General features: G+C 39.3%; 15 protein-coding genes. 11 read left to right on the top strand and 4 right to left on the bottom strand.

What is annotated here, in order from left to right:
- The first annotated feature begins 158 nt into the window (after window positions 1–158).
- The 3 genes from OQ268_RS14635 to OQ268_RS14625 all read left to right on the top strand — a co-directional run bounded on the left by OQ268_RS14635 (window position 159) and on the right by OQ268_RS14625 (window position 4,691).
- Entirely contained in the window at window positions 159–1,502 is a 1,344-nt protein-coding gene (locus tag OQ268_RS14635) for an APC family permease (protein WP_265857104.1), read from the top strand.
- Window positions 1,503–1,834: 332 nt separating this feature from the next.
- On the top strand, window positions 1,835–3,169 hold the full coding sequence (locus tag OQ268_RS14630) for an MFS transporter (protein ID WP_265857102.1): 1,335 nt from the start codon (window positions 1,835–1,837) through the stop codon (window positions 3,167–3,169).
- A 223-nt stretch (window positions 3,170–3,392) separates the two neighbouring features.
- Window positions 3,393–4,691, top strand: a complete 1,299-nt coding sequence (locus OQ268_RS14625) for a DEAD/DEAH box helicase (protein WP_265857100.1) — start codon at window positions 3,393–3,395, stop codon at window positions 4,689–4,691.
- A 347-nt stretch (window positions 4,692–5,038) separates the two neighbouring features.
- Here OQ268_RS14625 and leuS read toward each other — a convergent pair whose 3' ends face one another.
- Window positions 5,039–7,825 carry a leucine--tRNA ligase gene (gene leuS / locus OQ268_RS14620; protein WP_265857097.1) on the bottom strand — a complete coding sequence of 929 codons (2,787 nt, stop codon included), beginning with the start codon at window positions 7,823–7,825 and terminating at the stop codon, window positions 5,039–5,041.
- 193 nt (window positions 7,826–8,018) lie between these two features.
- Entirely contained in the window at window positions 8,019–8,444 is a 426-nt protein-coding gene (locus OQ268_RS14615; protein ID WP_265857095.1) for a lipocalin family protein, read from the bottom strand.
- A 186-nt stretch (window positions 8,445–8,630) separates the two neighbouring features.
- Between OQ268_RS14615 and OQ268_RS14610 the strand changes: the two genes are divergently transcribed.
- The 6 genes from OQ268_RS14610 to OQ268_RS14585 all read left to right on the top strand — a co-directional run bounded on the left by OQ268_RS14610 (window position 8,631) and on the right by OQ268_RS14585 (window position 13,412).
- A complete protein-coding gene (locus OQ268_RS14610; protein WP_265857092.1) occupies window positions 8,631–9,509 on the top strand; it encodes a cell division protein FtsX in 879 nt (292 codons plus the stop codon).
- Window positions 9,509–9,739: a DUF3098 domain-containing protein gene (locus OQ268_RS14605; RefSeq protein ID WP_265857090.1), complete on the top strand. Its 231-nt coding sequence runs from the start codon at window positions 9,509–9,511 to the stop codon at window positions 9,737–9,739. Before OQ268_RS14610 ends, OQ268_RS14605 begins: the two co-directional genes overlap by 1 nt.
- 129 nt (window positions 9,740–9,868) lie before the next feature.
- Window positions 9,869–10,663, top strand: coding sequence for an undecaprenyl-diphosphate phosphatase (locus OQ268_RS14600; protein ID WP_265857088.1), 795 nt, complete (start codon window positions 9,869–9,871; stop codon window positions 10,661–10,663).
- A 26-nt stretch (window positions 10,664–10,689) separates the two neighbouring features.
- Window positions 10,690–11,421 carry a tRNA pseudouridine(55) synthase TruB gene (gene truB / locus OQ268_RS14595; RefSeq protein ID WP_265857086.1) on the top strand — a complete coding sequence of 244 codons (732 nt, stop codon included), beginning with the start codon at window positions 10,690–10,692 and terminating at the stop codon, window positions 11,419–11,421.
- Window positions 11,418–12,278: a YitT family protein gene (locus OQ268_RS14590; protein ID WP_265857084.1), complete on the top strand. Its 861-nt coding sequence runs from the start codon at window positions 11,418–11,420 to the stop codon at window positions 12,276–12,278. Before truB ends, OQ268_RS14590 begins: the two co-directional genes overlap by 4 nt.
- A gap of 135 nt (window positions 12,279–12,413) precedes the next feature.
- Entirely contained in the window at window positions 12,414–13,412 is a 999-nt protein-coding gene (locus OQ268_RS14585) for a bifunctional riboflavin kinase/FAD synthetase (protein WP_265857083.1), read from the top strand.
- A gap of 67 nt (window positions 13,413–13,479) precedes the next feature.
- Here the strand turns inward: OQ268_RS14585 and OQ268_RS14580 are convergent, their stop codons facing one another.
- Window positions 13,480–13,680: a hypothetical protein gene (locus OQ268_RS14580; RefSeq protein ID WP_265857081.1), complete on the bottom strand. Its 201-nt coding sequence runs from the start codon at window positions 13,678–13,680 to the stop codon at window positions 13,480–13,482.
- Window positions 13,681–13,899: 219 nt separating this feature from the next.
- Here OQ268_RS14580 and OQ268_RS14575 point away from each other — a divergent pair, with 219 nt between their 5' ends.
- Both OQ268_RS14575 and OQ268_RS14570 read left to right on the top strand, forming a co-directional pair.
- Complete coding sequence (locus tag OQ268_RS14575) at window positions 13,900–16,113, top strand: cation:proton antiporter domain-containing protein (RefSeq protein ID WP_265857079.1); 2,214 nt, start codon at window positions 13,900–13,902, stop codon at window positions 16,111–16,113.
- Between the two features lie 60 nt (window positions 16,114–16,173).
- Window positions 16,174–17,208, top strand: a complete 1,035-nt coding sequence (locus tag OQ268_RS14570) for a DUF2157 domain-containing protein (protein WP_265857077.1) — start codon at window positions 16,174–16,176, stop codon at window positions 17,206–17,208.
- A gap of 23 nt (window positions 17,209–17,231) precedes the next feature.
- Here OQ268_RS14570 and OQ268_RS14565 read toward each other — a convergent pair whose 3' ends face one another.
- Window positions 17,232–17,885: a LysE family transporter gene (locus OQ268_RS14565; RefSeq protein ID WP_265857074.1), complete on the bottom strand. Its 654-nt coding sequence runs from the start codon at window positions 17,883–17,885 to the stop codon at window positions 17,232–17,234.
- Window positions 17,886–17,887 lie beyond the last annotated feature (2 nt).

Genomic DNA, 17,887 nt, shown 5'->3' with positions numbered 1-17,887 from the left:
GCAAAAAATTATTGTACAATAATAGATTTATTCTTCGAAGCTAGCAAATCAAGATTTCAACATCAATTAAAACACATTTTAATTAAGAGGTTTTTCTCCGTCTGCACCATATATCAGCTATATTTGCCTATCTTAAACCATCATTCATAACTAAATTAATGCAACAAAAAAGGCAACTTTCGCTCTTCGATTTATCCATGATTGTGGTAAGCCTGGTAATAGGCATGGGTATTTTTCGTACGCCTGTTAATGTGGCTGCAAAAGCACAAATTCCAGAACTTTTTTATCTTGCCTGGTTCATAGGTGGTTTCGTAGCGTTTTGCGGTGCCCTTACATATGCCGAAATCGGATCGCGATTTCCTGTTACCGGGGGTTATTATAAAATTTTTTCTGCAGCCTACCATCCGTCCATAGCCTTTGCAATCAACTGCATCGTTATTATTTCAAGCGCAGCATCAGTGGCCGCAATTTCTATCATAGGTGCCGAATATTTAGGAAAAATAATTTTACCGGCACACTTGCAAACCGAAACCTATCGGGTAGCTATTGCCATTACCACAATTTTGGTTTTCTATTTTATCAACCTGTTAGGTTTAAAAGCAAGCTCAAAAACCCAAAACATACTTACCCTGGTTAAGCTCGGCTTAATTTTAACGCTAATTTGTGCAGTTTTTTTCGGAACACAGGCACAAACCAACACACCAGTATTTAAGGCAACAACTGGCGGCATCCCCAATTGGGTAGATTATGGTAAAGCTTTAGGCCTTTGTTTAATCGCTGTTTCTTTTTCTTATGCAGGTTATGCGCAAACCATCAATTTCGGCGGCGAAGTAAAAGATGCCAAAAAAGTTATTCCAAGATCCATCATCATTGGTTTAACCATCATTGTAATGCTTTACATGATCTTAAATTACGTCTATGTTAAAGTCATCGGTTTCGAAGAACTAAAAACAGCCGAAAGCATCGCCGCTATTCTGGCAGCTAAAATATTTGGCCCAGCGGGCTTTAACATGCTATCTATCATAATCTTTATTTCGGTAATGGGCTATGTAAATGTGAATTTACTAAGCAACCCAAGGGCAATGTTTGCCATGGGCGAAGAAGGGGCGCTACCTAAGGCATTTAGCAGCATAAATAAAAAAACCTCAGTTATCACCATAAGTTTAACAGTATTTGCCCTCATTGCCGTAGTAATTATTTTTTACGCAAAAACGTTCGATAAAATTTTAAACTATACCATTTTTCTGGAGAGCATTAGCATGGCAAGCTCTGCAGCTACCATTTTTATTTTGCGCAAGCGAACCGCCCATTTAGATCGAAAAACCATTTATACCGTTCCACTCTATCCCATTTTGCCCGTTATTTTCATAGCCGCATACACTTTCGTAGCACTTAGCATTTACATGGACGATCCTAATGCGGCGCTAAATGGACTATATATTTTCATTGGTTTTCTTATCATCTATTTCGTAATCAACTTTGCCAGGCGCAATCGTCAATAAAAATTAGGAAAGCAATTGCAACACTTTTTTGAAATAGCAGCCCCGCCATCCACTACAATCTTTTTTTTGTAATTTAAGTATAGCAACTGCTAATTATTTGTAAGCCTTCGCATCTTTAAACACAAAAAAAAGTATTTTCGTTGCTGTCGGGTTTAGACGGCAAAGACAGTGTTAAAATGAAGCAAACGCATATTTAAAAGTATTGCCCTAAAAAGCATATCGTTTTTTATTTTCGGTCGGCTGCGTGCTAAAATCTATCGCTAACAAATTTATAAACAACATCTTTACTCCTATTAAAAAACACCTCGATACCAATATCATTGCAACAATAGATGGCAAAAAGACTTTCAATTAAACAAGAAGTTGCCTACGCCGCCGGAATGGTTGGCTGGAGCACCATGACGAACATTATTATCGTTATGCTCCCCTATTTTTACCTTCCCCCTACCAATGCTGGTTTACCAACCCTGGTTCCCCAGCTTGTATTTTTGGGCGCATTTAATATCCTATCCATTATTGCTGCATCTGGCAGGTTAGTAGATGCCATATTCGACCCATTTATTGCTTCCAAAAGTGATGCGAGTACAAATCCAAAGGGTAGGAGAATACCATTTATGAAATGGGCAATTTTTCCTGCTATGATTTTCTGCGGATTGGTATTTTATCCACTCCAAAAGAGCGAAAGTCTCCACAATGCCTGGTGGCTAACCCTTACGCTATGCCTGTTTTTTGTTTCGGTAACCACTTACATTATCCCATACAATGCCCTCTTGGCAGAAGTAACCGAAACACCCAGGCAGAAAGTTAAACTATCAAGCTATCAACAGGTTGGTTTTGTAATTGGGATTATTCTTTCTGCCTGTACCAATAACTTTGCAGATCTTGTAGAAAGCAGCTTTGTTGTGGCGAACCGGAGCGAGGCGGTTCAGATTGCCATCTGGGGGCTTTGTATTTTTTCAGGTTTAATCATGCTGTTGCCCATTTTCTTTATCAACGAAAAAGAATTTTCTGTGGCGAAACCAACCCATATACCACTCTGGCCTGCTATAACAAACACATTTAAAAATTCCAATTTCAAATACTACCTCATTTCCGATTTTGCTTTTTACACTGCGCTAAGCATTATTTCCAGCGGCTTGCTATTCTTTTGCACCGTGCTTCTGGGGCTTCCAGAGTCTGATGGCGGTAAGTTTATGGGGGCCATGGTGTTAGCTTCTTTGTTTTTTTATCCACTGGTAAATTTTGGCTCTGCCAGATTTGGCAAAAAACCATTCGTGTTAATGGCATTTTTCGTCTTGTGCCTCATCTTTATCACAATATTCTTCCTGGGGAAAATGCCTTTAAGTGCTCATGTGCAAATCTATTTATTGGTGTTATCTGCATCATTTCCGCTGGCAGCATTGGGCATTTTGCCCACAGCAATACTAGCAGATATTGCCCAGAAAGACACGCTCGAAACTGGCGAGAACCATGAAGGTATGTTCTTTGCCGTTAAATATCTCTTCGTGAAGCTTGGCCAAACACTTGGAATTGCAATTTTTGCTATGCTCACCATTTACGGCAAAGACCCCGGAAATGATTTCGGCTTGCGATTAAACGGTGTGGTAGGCTTTCTACTGTGCTTAATTGCCTTGCTTTTCTTCAGCAGGTTTAAAGAAGAAAAATAATCACCTCTTAAATTGATTCAGCTATCGTTCTAGGTAAGATCATGATATGGTTTAAAATAGAGCATGAAAGCAACCATGCATCAATAAACAATTAATTTACGTACCTTTGCCCTCGAAGCAGGAATAAGGGCTTGCCATTCTACATGGCATATTCTCTCCGCAAGTTAGTCCTTCAACAATTGATTGTTCTAGCTTCTTCAATAAATATTACAGATAAAAATACATGTTATTCAAAGAATTAAACCTCATTGAGCCTATTTTAAAGGCGCTTGAGACAGAAGGTTATACACAACCTACTCCTATACAGGAACAATCCATCCCAACTATTTTAAAAGGTAAAGATTTACTAGGCTGCGCACAGACTGGAACCGGTAAAACGGCAGCATTTGCCATTCCGATGTTGCAATTGCTGCACGAGAAACACCTCAATACCAAAGCAACCAAGAACATTAAAGCTTTAATTTTAACGCCAACTCGCGAACTCGCTATTCAAATTGAAGAAAGTTTTAAAGCTTATGGCCGCCATTTAAACTTACGTCATTTAGTAATTTTTGGCGGGGTAAGCCAGCACTCGCAGGTTGAAGCTTTGAGGAAAGGTGTGGATATTTTAGTTGCAACTCCGGGACGTTTATTAGATTTAATGAACCAGGGTTTTATAAGTCTAAGCACTATCGAACTATTTGTATTAGATGAGGCAGATCGTATGCTCGATATGGGATTTATTCACGACGTAAAAAGAACTGTAGCTAAATTACCCGCCAAGCGCCAAACCTTGTTTTTCTCGGCTACTATGCCAGATGAAATACAAAAGCTTGCCAATACCATCCTTTCAAATCCGACAAAAGTAGAGGTTACACCGGTATCATCAACCGCAGAAACCATTAACCAGTCTATTTATTTTGTTGATAAACCTGATAAAAAGAAGTTGTTAATCCACCTTTTAGATGATAAGGCAATTGAAACCGCTTTGGTTTTTACGAGAACCAAGCATGGCGCAGATCGCATTGTAAAGGATTTGGGTTATGCCGGAATTAAGGCTGCTGCTATTCACGGCAACAAATCTCAGAACGCCCGCCAGAGAGCACTTACTGATTTTAAAGATCGTAAAATCCGGGTGTTAGTCGCAACTGATATTGCTGCACGTGGAATTGATATCGATCAGTTATCACATGTATTCAACTATGAATTACCAAATATTCCTGAATCTTACGTGCACAGGATTGGGCGTACCGGACGTGCAGGCGCTAACGGAATCGCTATATCTTTTTGCGATGCAGAAGAAAATGAATATTTGCTAGATATTCAGAAACTGATCAAAATTACATTACCCGTTGTTGATGATCATCCTTACCCACTTTCGTGGGAAAATATGTTGGCGAAAAATCAGGTGAAACGGAAACCACAGGCACAATCTAAAGGCGGTGGCGCTAAGAAAAGTGGCGATGGGAACATGAGTGGCAAACCTCGTAATGCCAGCAACAACCGAAGGTTTGGCGGCAATAGAAGAAAAGCTGAGAGATAGGAGACAGCTTAAAAACTAAAGAGGAAAGACCAAAGCTTTCTTACCAAGTTACATAAAACCCCAGACTGTAGATTTATACTCTGGGGTTTGTTTTTATCAGTTATCCGTCGGCTGAAGCCGGATGGCCATAAATAAGTGATTACGGAACACAAGCTAAGCGCAGTTGTTATTGCTATTGCGAGGCACAAAGCAATCTTACAACAATCGGTACAAATCCAGAGCATTAGGATTGCTTCTTACCTCACGATGATAAAGAACAAAAAACCCCGAAGTGATTGCGCATTTCGGGGTTTCTCTTTATAAAGCTTACTAAAAGCTTTTTGCTTTGGTCTTTAAGCCTTCAGCTTTTACACCACCACATTAATTATCTTTCCTTTAACAAAAATGATTTTCTTGGGTGCTTTGCCATCCAGGAACTTTTGAAATTGCTCATTAGCCAACAAGATTTCTTCTACCTCTGGCTGGGTTAATGCCAGGCCCAGATTCAAATTCATCTTCATCTTCCCATTTATTGAAACCGGATAAGCAAATTCATCTTCTACTAAATGCGCTGGATTAAAGGTTGGGAAAGCGGTATAAGACAATGTGCCCGCACTATTGCCAAGCAATACCCAAAGTTCTTCGCAAATGTGTGGTGCGTAAGGCGACAGAATTACCACCATTTCTTGCAAGATACTGCGCTTGTTACATTTTAAATCTGTTAATTCATTAACGGCAATCATGAAACTAGAAACTGAAGTATTGAAAGAAAAACGCTCGATGTCGTCTTGTACTTTCTTTATGATCTTGTGCAAGGTTTTAAATTCTGCTTTGGCAGGCTCATCATCAGAAACATTGAACTCCCAGGCTTCGTTGTGGAACAAACGCCAAAACTTGCGTAGAAATTTAAATACTCCTTCGATGCCATTGGTATTCCAAGGTTTACTTTGCTCTAACGGACCTAAAAACATTTCATACATACGCAAAGTATCGGCTCCGTAACGCTCAATCAAATCATCTGGATTAACCACATTGAATTTTGATTTAGACATTTTTTCTACTTCGACGCCGCAGATGTATTTTCCACCTTCGAGAATAAATTCTGCATTTGCATATTCCTCTCTCGAGGCTTTGAACTTATTGAGGTTCAGCACGTCATTTTCAACAATATTCACATCTACATGCAAAGCACCAGTCTTGTAATCTTTCCTTAATCCGGCAGAAACATAGGTATTCGTCGGCTTACCATCAGCATCGCTTACCCTATATACAAAATTGCTTCTGCCCTGAATCATACCTTGATTAATCAACTTTTTGAATGGCTCTTCCTCTTTGGTGTAACCCAAATCTTTCAGAAACTTGTTCCAGAAACGGCTGTACAATAAGTGACCGGTTGCGTGTTCAGAACCGCCAATATATAAATCTACATCTTTCCAGTATTCAATCGCTTCTTTTGAAGCAAAATCAGTATCGTTATTGGCATCCATATAGCGGTACCAATACCAGCTGCTTCCTGCCCACCCTGGCATAGTACTTAATTCGTAATGTTCTCCATTGCCTGGCGTCCAACCCTCTGCTCTGGCTAATGGTGGTTCGCCTGTTTCGGTAGGTAAATATTTATCAATCTCTGGCAACACTAAAGGCAATTCCTCTTCCTTTAATAAATATGGAAGGCCATCTTTAAAATAAACAGGAATAGGTTCTCCCCAATAACGCTGGCGACCAAAAATAGCGTCGCGCTGGCGGAAATTAACTTTAGCTTTTCCAACTCCGTTCTCTTCTAACCAATTATTTAAGTATGGAACTGCTTCTTTATACGTCATTCCGTCAATGAAACCAGAATTTATATATTTTCCCTCTTTTGTGGGGTCTGCTTGTACATCTATATCTTTTTGCCCATCCAAAATCTGAATAATTGGCAGGTTAAAATGCGTTGCAAACAACCAATCGCGTTGGTCGCCACTTGGTACGCCCATTACCGCACCTGTGCCGTAGCCTGCAAGTACATAATCTGCAATCCAAAGTGGAACACGCTCTCCACTAACCGGATTGATTACATAAGTACCAGTAAAAGCACCAGAAACCGTCTTGGTATCTGCCATCCTATCGAGTTCAGATTTCTTTTTGGTTTGGTTTATATAATTTTCTACCGCCTGCTTCTGTTCTGGCGTAGTTAACTCTCCAACCCATTCATGTTCTGGTGCCAACACCAAATAAGACACGCCAAAAATGGTATCTACCCTGGTGGTAAAAACTTCAATTTGTTTATCACTGGCTTCAACCTGGAATTTTACTGAAGCACCAACACTCTTCCCTATCCAGTTGCGCTGCATTTCTTTAATAGGTTCCGGCCAATCGATCGTATCTAACCCTTGTAAAAGTCTATCGGCATAAGCAGTAATCCTCATGCTCCACTGCATCATTTTCTTTTGCTCAACAGGGAAACCACCACGCTCAGAAAATCCGTCTTTTACCTCATCGTTTGCCAAAACCGTTCCCAAAGCTGGGCACCAGTTTACCGTACTTTCTCTTAGATATGTTAAACGGTATTTTAACAACTCTTCCTGCTTCTCTTCTTCTGTAAAAGTAGCCCAATCGCTTGGCAAGAATGATTTCACATCGTCATCACAAACTGCTTTTACATCGGCAGAGCCAGATGTATTGAATTTTTCGATCAAAGTAGAAATATCCTCTGCTTTATCGTTTTCGATGTTGTACCACGAATTAAACAACTGCATAAAAATCCATTGCGTCCACTTGTAATAAGCGGGTTCGCTAGTGCGAACTTCTCGGCTCCAGTCGAAAGAAAAACCAATTTGATCTAACTGCCTGCGGTAGGTTGCAATGTTAGCTTCTGTTGTTATGGCCGGATGCTGACCAGTTTGGATGGCATACTGTTCTGCAGGTAATCCGAAAGAATCGTATCCCATTGGATGCAAAACATTAAAACCTTTTAGTCGTTTATAGCGGGAAAAAATATCAGAAGCAATGTAACCCAGCGGATGACCAACATGTAAACCTGCTCCAGATGGATAAGGAAACATATCTAAAACATAATATTTAGGTTTGTCAGAATTGCTTTCGGCTTTAAACGTTTTATTATCTGCCCAAAATTTCTGCCACTTTTGTTCTATTTCTTTGAATTGGTAATCCATTGCCAGTTATAAATTTTTTAAAGGTGCAAAAATACAGAAAATAAGGGGTTTAGTGAAACTAAATTTGATTGCCCAAAACCTGGCCCTACAGCTCATACTGGCTTAGCGATTTATCGGAAAAAAACTCAAAACCTCGAGCAAAAAAAAGCCATTGATTGTAAGTCAATGGCATTATACGCTAATTTCTTAAAGCTTATTTTTTTAAGTAGTATACTTTTTTGATCCTGTTATCAATAGTTGAGGTGAATTGAAACTGGGTAGGGGTTATGCTGTTAACCACTGCATAATTCTGACCGTCATTTAGGTCCATTGTAAACTGATCTTCGAAAGTAATCAGGTATGTTCCGATTGTTCTATTACCCCTCAAGCTCAATTCCACCTGATCATCATTGTTAGGTTTAAAATCAACGTAATCAGCACTCGTTCCATAAACAGCCGTTCCGTTAACTTTTGTAGGATCTGCTACAGTTTCTGCAGTGGTGTATCCGCTAGTTTCTATTTTTACCAACATCCATTTGCCTAACATCCGGGCTTTAAGAGAGGTTTCATCTTTCTTACAGCCAATAAAAGTAATGGTAAACATCATTAGAAGGCCTAGAAATGTGATTTGTCTTTTCATCGCAATTGAATTTGTTTTAGTTTATTATAATTAACGCCGTGTGAACAAATTTCGTACCGTGTTTAGCAGTTGCCAAAAAATTTATCTAAAAACACTGAAAGAAATTAAAAGGAGTGGCGTTAATGTTGATTATATTGGTGTTTATCAGGTATAATTTATATTTTCGCAAAAACAAAACTGAAATACATGGAAGAATTCGAAGTAAGTGATGCATCAAAAAAAACCAAAACAGTATATATCTCAACGATAATTAGTATTGCCTTGGTTTTGCTTATGCTAGGCCTGCTTGGGTTGGTACTTGTACATGCCAAAAACCTATCTAACTACGTTAAAGAAAATATAGTTTTAAACATTATTGTTGATGAAGGAGCAAAAGAAACAGACATTTTAGCCTTCCAGAAAGAACTTAACGCCAACCCCAAAGTTAAGCAAACGCAATACGTAAATAAAGAACTGGCGGCAAGAAACTTGACTCAAGATTTAGGTGAGGATTTCGTAAACTTTTTGGGTTATAATCCACTAACCTCAACATTTGATGTTTACCTCAAAGCGGCCTACGCGAACAATAAAAGCATAGATGAATTAAAAATTAATATCGCCAAAAACCCGGTAGTAAAGGAGGTAGTTTACCAAAGCTCCTTAATAGATATGGTAAACAAAAACATCAATACCATCGGCCTGATTATTCTTGCTTTTGCCATGCTACTGCTGATTATCTCTATTGCTTTGATAAACAACACTATACGTCTTGCTATTTACTCGCAACGCTTTTTAATTAAAAGTATGCAGTTAGTTGGTGCAACAAAAAATTTTATCAGACGTCCTTTCTTATTATTTGCTGCTTTGCACGGTTTAATTGCTGCATTTATCGCAATTATTATTTTACTTGCTACCCTAATATATGCCCGCAAAGAAGTACCAGAAATTATTATTCTCAACAACTACAAAGAATTCGGCTTTGTCTTTGTTGGCTTAGTAATCATTGGTATTTTCATTACCGGCATTAGTACCTGGTTTGCCGTAAGCAGATATTTACGTTTAAAATCTTATAATCTTTATAGATAATGGCTTTAGAAAAAAAACCAAATCCTGGTGTAAAAGATGCTAAAAACGAGTTAGTTTTTACCAAAAAGAACTACCAGTTACTGTTGATTAGCATGGCAATTGTTGTGGTGGGTTTTATATTAATGATGGGCACAACTGGCGACATCTACGATTTTAGAAGAACGCTATTGGCGCCTCTTGTGGTGCTTGCCGGCTTTGCCTTCGGAATTTATGCCATTCTTAAAAAGTAACGCCCTCAATTAGACGCAATAAGATCTGGTAGTTTAGGCTATTGAGGGCAAAAAAATGTCTTGTCCTGTTATTTCTTACGTGCTTATCCGCAAGGGTGTACTTTTCCATCATTCCCCATCAAACCACTTATGAATTATTTCGAAGCCATTATCCTTGCTATAATTGAAGGATTAACCGAATTTCTACCAGTATCGAGCACCGGCCACATGATCATCGGATCATCTTTTATGGGAATAGCCGCTGATCCTTTTGTTAAACTTTTCACCGTTGCCATTCAGCTGGGTGCCATACTATCTGTTGTGGTGTTGTATTTTAAAAGATTTTTTAAATCCATCAATTTCTATATTAAATTACTTGTTGCATTTATTCCTGCGGCAGTATTTGGCTTGTTATTGAGCAAAAAAATCGATGAGCTTTTGGAAAGTCCCATGGCTGTGGGTATTTCGTTGCTTGTTGGCGGAATCATTTTGCTCTTTGTAGATAAGTGGTTTAGCAATCCAACCGTAACCGAAGAAGACGATATAAACTACATAACAGCATTAAAAATTGGCTTCTTTCAATGTATTGCCATGATTCCGGGCGTATCGCGTTCCGGAGCAACCATTGTTGGTGGTATGAGCCAGAAACTGAGCCGGAAAGTAGCCGCAGAATTTTCCTTTTTTCTGGCGGTGCCCACCATGTTTGCTGCGACCGCAAAAAAGTTATTCGACTTTTATCAAGAAGGACACAGCATAACCCAAAATCAAATAAATCTGCTTGTTATTGGTAATGTTGTAGCGTTCATAGTAGCATTGTTGGCCATTCGTAGCTTTATTGGCTACCTAAATAAGCACGGCTTTAAAATGTTCGGTTGGTACCGCATTATTGCTGGTTTAATCATCATCATTCTATTACTTAGTGGTAGAAGCATGCAAATAATTTAATCTGTATCTTTGCGCAAAAAAGATTTGTGAGTACAGAAAATTCAAAGTTCAGAGATTTCAATTTTGCCGAGGGCGAATTACTGCTAATTAACAAACCCTACAAATGGACATCTTTTGATGTAGTAGGTAAAATTCGCAACTCTTTAAAGCCCTTAAAGCTCAAGGTTGGTCATGCTGGCACATTAGATCCTTTGGCAACGGGCCTACTAATTATCTGCACCGGCAAACTAACCAAACAAATCGATACTTTCCAGGCAGAAGAAAAAGAATACACAGGTACCATGATTCTTGGGGCGACTACGCCATCTTTCGACATGGAAACAGCGGTAGATCAAACCTTTGGTATCAGTACCATCACCGAAGAAGAAATACATGCCGCCACTGCCCCTTTCATTGGTGATATAGAACAATACCCACCGGCACATTCGGCCGTTAAAATTAATGGCGAACGCCTGTATGTTAAGGCTCGCTTGGGCGAGGAAGTAGAGTTGCGCAAGCGCTTTGTAAATGTTCCGGAGTTTGAAATTACCAGAATTGCGCTTCCTGAAATCGATTTTAGAATTGTTTGCAGCAAAGGAACTTACATTCGTTCCTTGGTTTCAGATTTTGGAAAATCACTTGATAATGGTGCATACTTGTCTAAACTTACCCGCACCCGCAGCGGAAACTTTTTACTAGATAATTCTTTTGAGGTTCTAGAGCTTGTTAATTATATTCGTAGTAAGAAAGAAGAAGTTAAATCTGCAGAACAGGCATGAACCACATCCGAAATAAAAATGTTCGCTTTGCCAAAGAGATCCTCTTAACCATTGCCGGTGTAACTTCGGCGTGCTTTGGTTTAAAAAGTTTTTTAATGCCGAGCCATTTTATAGATGGTGGTGTAACGGGTATATCCCTCTTGTTGAGCACCCTTACCGGCTGGAATTTATCTTATCTTATTGCACTCATTAACATTCCATTCGTAATTTTAGGTTACCGCCAAATAGGTAAAGGTTTTGCCATTAAAACAGCTGTTGCCATTGCCGCCCTATCTGTTGCGCTAATTGTGCTACCATTCCAGCCCATTACGCACGATAAACTACTTATCGCTTTCTTTGGTGGTTTATTTCTCGGTGGGGGCATCGGCCTAGCCATGCGTGGAGGTTGCGTAATAGATGGTACAGAGGTACTTGCGTTGTACATCAGTAAAAATAGCGTGCTTACCGTGGGCAATATTATCCTTATCCTAAACATCATAATTTTTGCTTTCGCTGCCTATTTTTTAAACATAGAAACTGCGTTATATGCTATCTTAACATATTTATCTGCATCAAACACAATAGATTTTATTGTAAACGGCTTGGAACAATATACCGGGGTTACCATCATCTCAGAACATCAGGAAGAGATAAAAACTTTTATTATCGACCAAATGAAACGGGGTGTAACCATTTACAAAGGCGAAGGGGGTTATGGACAAAAGAAAGACATCGATATTGTTTTCACCGTAGTTACAAAACTAGAAATGAGTAAACTTCAGAGTGCCATCAGGTCTATAGACAGCGATGCGTTTGTGATTCAACAGCAAATAGCCGATTTAAAAGGTGGAGTAGTTAAACGCCATGCCTTACACTAGAAATTAAATATTTAAAATTTGGGCGTTACCCCAAGCTGCGCAAGGGGTCGGGCTGTACGCTAAATCCCCGATGAAAAATCGGGGGATACCGCTCCCATCCCTAACGCAAAACCAAAAGTCTAAAAATTATACCCTTTGAAAATATATCACAACCTTTCAGAATTCCAAAAGCTTGATAATGCAGTAGTAACAATTGGCACTTTCGACGGGGTTCATTTCGGTCATCAGAAAATTATCAACCAACTGGTTGCAAAAGCAAAAGCAGATGGTGGCGAAAGCGTAATCTTAACTTTTTTCCCGCACCCGCGGATGATTATCGACCCTGAAAACCAGGAGTTAAAAATGATTAGTACCATTAACGAAAAGGCCGAAATTTTAAAGCAACTCGGGGTAGATCATTTAATCATTACACCCTTCACCCGCGATTTTTCTAATCAGTTACCAGAAGATTACATTAGAAATATTTTGGTAAACCATATTGGCACAAAGCACATCATTATTGGTTACGACCACCGTTTTGGTAAAGATAGAACGGGAAACCTGTCCATACTGAAAACCGCCGGTCAGCATTTCGATTTCACTGTAGAAGAAATTATGGAGCAAGACATTCATGATGTAGCTGTAAGTTCTACAAAGATAAGACAAGCACTCTTAGCCGGAGATGTGAATCTTGCTGCAGATTATCTTGGTTACCCCTTCTCTATTTTTGGCCGCGTAATTAAAGGCGATAAAATTGGCAGAACCATTGGCTTTCCTACAGCTAATATTTTCGTCGAAGAGACTTATAAGCTTATTCCAGGCGATGGAATTTATGCCGTAACCGTCGAATTGGAGGCGACAACATCTCCTGCAGTACCAAAAGCAGAAAGTTCAATGCCTTCAGTTAAAAAGTTGAAGCCTTGTATTTTTCGTGGTATGGCCTACATCGGCCAAAGGCCAACAATAAACGGAATGACCAGGAACATCGAGGTTAATATTTTCGATTTCGATAAGGAAATTTACGGTCAGGATATAAAAATGAACTTCTTAAAATTCTTGAGACACGACGTAAAATTTACCGGTCTTGAAGCATTAACCCAACAACTCCATACCGACAAAGCGGCAACATTGTCTTTTTTTTCTACCCAGCCGTAGTGCTAAAAATGTAATTTTAGTTCATAAAAAGCCTCTTTTTCGCTATATTAGCCACAATGAGGCTTTTTTACGTGATCTTATCTTTTGTTTTTATCTTGGGTTTTGCGGCATCCGCATCGCCGAAAGCTGCATTTAAAACAAAATCTACAACGAGCGAGATCTCGTCCACACCAGAAGCCAAACGCAATAGGTTGTATATTAATTTGAATATTGATGATGAGTGTTTTGAAACTAACTTAATCATTAAACCCACTGAAAGTGCAAACATTTTTCGGGTAAATTCGATTATAGCCCTAATGGTGTTTTTGTGCTTTAGCAATATCACTTCTTCAAAGGTTGTTGTTAAAAGATTAAACTATAAATATTGGTGCAAGTTTAAATTACGCTACCCCAAACACGTTTTTTGGTAGCAAATAACTATAGCTTGCCTTCACATCATTTAGTCCAGTTCTGTCTGGATACTTTTTAATCACTTAACGATTTATAAATGCATTTACCAGATTTAATCGCAGATTTAGGGTTAATTCTTGCCGCGGCTGGGATAACCACACTCATATTTAAAAAGATTAAGCAACCGCTCGTTTTAGGCTACATCATTGCCGGGTTATTGGTTGGCTCACACCTCACCTTCTTACCCTCCGTTACCGACACTAAAAGCATTAATATTTGGGGCGAGATAGGGGTTATTTTCCTTCTCTTTAGTTTAGGCCTGGAGTTTAGTTTTAAAAAACTTGTAAAGGTGGGCGGCTCTGCATCCATTACCGCTATTGTAAAGGTTCTTTTTATCATTTTGGCTGGCTATTTATTAGGTAAAGCAATGGGGTGGAGCGACATGGATAGCCTATTTATGGGCGGCATCTTGTCTATTTCCTCAACTATGATTGCCATTAAGGCCTTCGAAGAGCTAGGCCTAAAACACAAGAAGTTCGCAGGATTAGTATTTGGAGTCTTGATTGTGGAAGATCTTCTCGCCATTTTATTACTGGTTCTGTTCTCTACCTTGGCGGTTAGTCAGCAATCTGCAGGTACAGAAATGGTGCTATCTATTTTAAAGCTGGCCTTTTTCCTTGTACTTTGGTTTTTGGGTGGTATATTTTTAATTCCTTCCTTTTTAAAAGCCACCAAAAAACTGATGAATGATGAAACCATGCTGGTAGTATCTCTAGCGCTCTGCCTAATCATGGTTCTGCTGGCAGATCAGGTTGGTTTTTCTCCTGCTCTGGGCGCTTTTATTATGGGTTCCATTTTGGCCGAAACTACGCAGGCGGAGCGTATAGAACACCTCACTAAATCGGTAAAAGATTTATTTGCGGCAGTATTTTTTGTATCTGTGGGCATGCTTATAGATCCGGAGATGCTTGTGAAATATGCCGTTCCCATCATATTTGCCACGCTGGTGATTATTCTAGGCAAAATCTTGTTTACCATTCTTGGGGCTTTACTTTCTGGGCAACCCTTAAAAACCTCGGTGCAGTCTGGCTTAAGCTTGGCGCAAATCGGAGAATTCTCGTTTATCATCGCCTCATTAGGGCTTACACTCAAAGTAACCAGCGATTTCCTCTACCCTATCGCAGTTGCAGCAGCAGCCATAACCACTTTTACCTCTCCTTACCTAATCAAACTAGCTGATCCCTTTTACGGTTTCTTAAAAAGAGTTTTACCACAAAAATGGCAGGATGGAATCGATCGCTACAGCACCAGTACCGAAGGAATAGTAACGCTAAGCGATTGGAAAATCTTACTCCGTTCATACATCTCTAATACCATTATTCACTCGGTAATTATTATAGCCATCATTTTTTTGGCGTTTAGGTATGTGCAACCATTTATCGATAGAAACATAACAAATAGCCTCGTATCCATCATTATCAGCATCATAGCCTCATTTATTTTAATGGCGCCTTTCTTATGGGCGCTATCTATCAGGCGGATCCAAAAAACAGCATATTCTCACCTTTGGCTTAATAAAAAGTATACACGTGGGCCATTAATTGCGATAGAATTTTTTAGAGTTGCTTTAGGTATCTTCTTTGTTGGCTTTTTGATGTATGAGTTTTTCGATACCTGGGTGGCTGCGGGAATCGCAATAGTACTTATTGTTTCGGGCATGGTTATCTTTTCGAGGAAACTCCAATCATTCTATGATAAACTCGAAAAACGCTTTATTCTTAACTTAAATGCAAGGGAAAATCAAAAACCGGCTATTCTGCCATGGGATACACATTTGGCAGAACTCACGGTTTCCCCAGAATCTGAAGTGGTTGGCCGAACGCTTGCCAGCCTAATGATCAGGGAAAAATATGGTGTAAACATTGCCATGATAGAGCGAGGCAGGAACAACATCCCCACCCCTGGCAGAGATGAAAGACTTTATCCTAACGATAAGTTACTGTTGATTGGGACAGATGATCAGCTCGCAGCAGTAAAATCCGTATTGGAAATAGAGATTCCAGAAACTGAGCAGGAGAAAAATTTCCCAGATAAGGAAATGAGTTTGCAAAAAGTGGTGATAAATTACGAATCGCCAGTGTATGGTCTAAGCATTAGAAATGCAGGTATAAGGGAAAAAGCACAGGCACTAATTGTGGGGATAGAGCGAGGAGCAGACAAAATATTAAATCCTTCATCAGACTTTGTTTTTGATAATGGTGACGTGATTTGGATTGTTGGAAACAATAAGAAAATAAAAGCGGTTATCTAAGCAATCATATATAATTAAAGCATTTGGCTGTGGCTAAAAACTTTATATATTCGTGTAGCTATGAAAATTGATAGGGAAAAAAGCGAGTTTCTGGATGACATCATTGACCAATGGCAGATTGAAGGCTTAATCGATGAACAGACTGGCAGCAAACTTCGCCAAAGCTATGAGGCTAAGAATTTCGATTGGCTCCGTTTGGCACAATATGCATTTTGGGTAGCATTGGCCTGCGGGTTTATTGCTTTAGGCTCCCTGCTTATAGACAATTCCATCCTCAACTATCTACAACGAATTTATGATACCCCAAATATTGTAATCGCATTTCTCTCTGCAGCATTGGCTGCCTGGCTATATGTTTTAGGCTTTAAAAGAAAGAAAAAATTATCTCACTTAAAATTTAGCAACGAGGCAATAGTATTTTCTGCGATTCTGTTTACGGCGAATGCCATTGCCTATTTTGGTAAAGCAATTGATCATGGTTCGGGCAATTTTGCCATCCTTATTCTAATTTCCGTATTTACTTATGGTGCCTTAGGCTATTTATTTAGGTCTCGCCTCATTTGGATCTTTGCGCTGCTATCATTAGGGGCTTGGTTTGGTACCGAAACCGGATATTTAAGTCGCTGGAACTATTATTTCCTGGGCATGAATTACCCTTTGCGCTTTGTAGTATTTGGTGCTGTATTAACTTCAGCTGCCTTTATCATGAAGATGTTTACCCAAACCAAATCGTTTTTCCAGGTTACCTATATTGCCGGCATGGTTTATTTGTTTGTAGCGCTGTGGGCATTATCAGTTTTCGGCAATTTCGCCAGCCTTGAAGAATGGTATGCCATTAGGCAGCTAAGCCTATTCTACTGGGCCTTGATTTCTGCAGGAGTATGTGTTGCCAGCACGGTGATAGGCTTGAAATTTCACGATGATGTTGCAAGGGAATTTGGGATTACGTTTTTGTTCATCAACCTGTACACCCGTTATTTCGAATATTTTTGGGATAGCTGGCATAAAGCCCTGTTCTTTTCGGTACTGGCAGCCTCTTTTTGGCTCATTGGCAGAAAAGCAGAAAAGATTTGGAATGTCGAATTCTTAAAGTAATTCTTCCGAAGAAAAACTACAGTTTATAATACAATAAATAATTGTTTCACCACTAAATATGCCGCCAATGCGTATAAAAATATGGCAATTGATTTGTTTATGATTAAGCTGCTTAGGGCAAATTTCTCTTGTATAAATGTGGCGAAATGTGCATACAGGTAAAGTGCAAGTGCCGATCCAAACCCAGAGCCAATGCTAAAGAGTACCAACGATAAGTAATCGGTCTCGATCCATTCGTGCAAGATGACGTAGTTACCAAAAAATAACCAAAACGGAATCTGAACAGGATTTAACACCCCCAATATCAGACCATACAACACGCTTCCACTACGCTTATCTTCCTTTTTATTACTTGTTTTAGGTGCCTTTTTCCTATTAATCCATGTGATGGTACCCATCGTAATAAACATTAGGATCATGAAACTATCTACCAATGTGCCTAACCTCACCTCGCTTACGGCTTCATTCGGATTGATATCACTCATAGCCCAACGTGCAAAACGCATCATCCCGAAGGTGAAAAAAATTTCAACGCATGAAAAAGAAATGATAAAATACCAAACCTGGCGCATCCCTTTGTTGATGGTAAGCTGCGCTACGGTTAGGTTGATATTGCCTGGAGGAATGTACCCCATTGCATTGAGGATAATGCCGATGAAAAACGTTAAAAAAAGCATTG

It is taken from the genome of Pedobacter sandarakinus (assembly GCF_026240095.1).
Taxonomy (GTDB): Bacteria; Bacteroidota; Bacteroidia; order Sphingobacteriales; family Sphingobacteriaceae; genus Pedobacter; species Pedobacter sandarakinus.
Note: the sequence above shows the minus strand (reverse complement) of the source record. Positions and strands in the feature narration are given on the sequence as shown.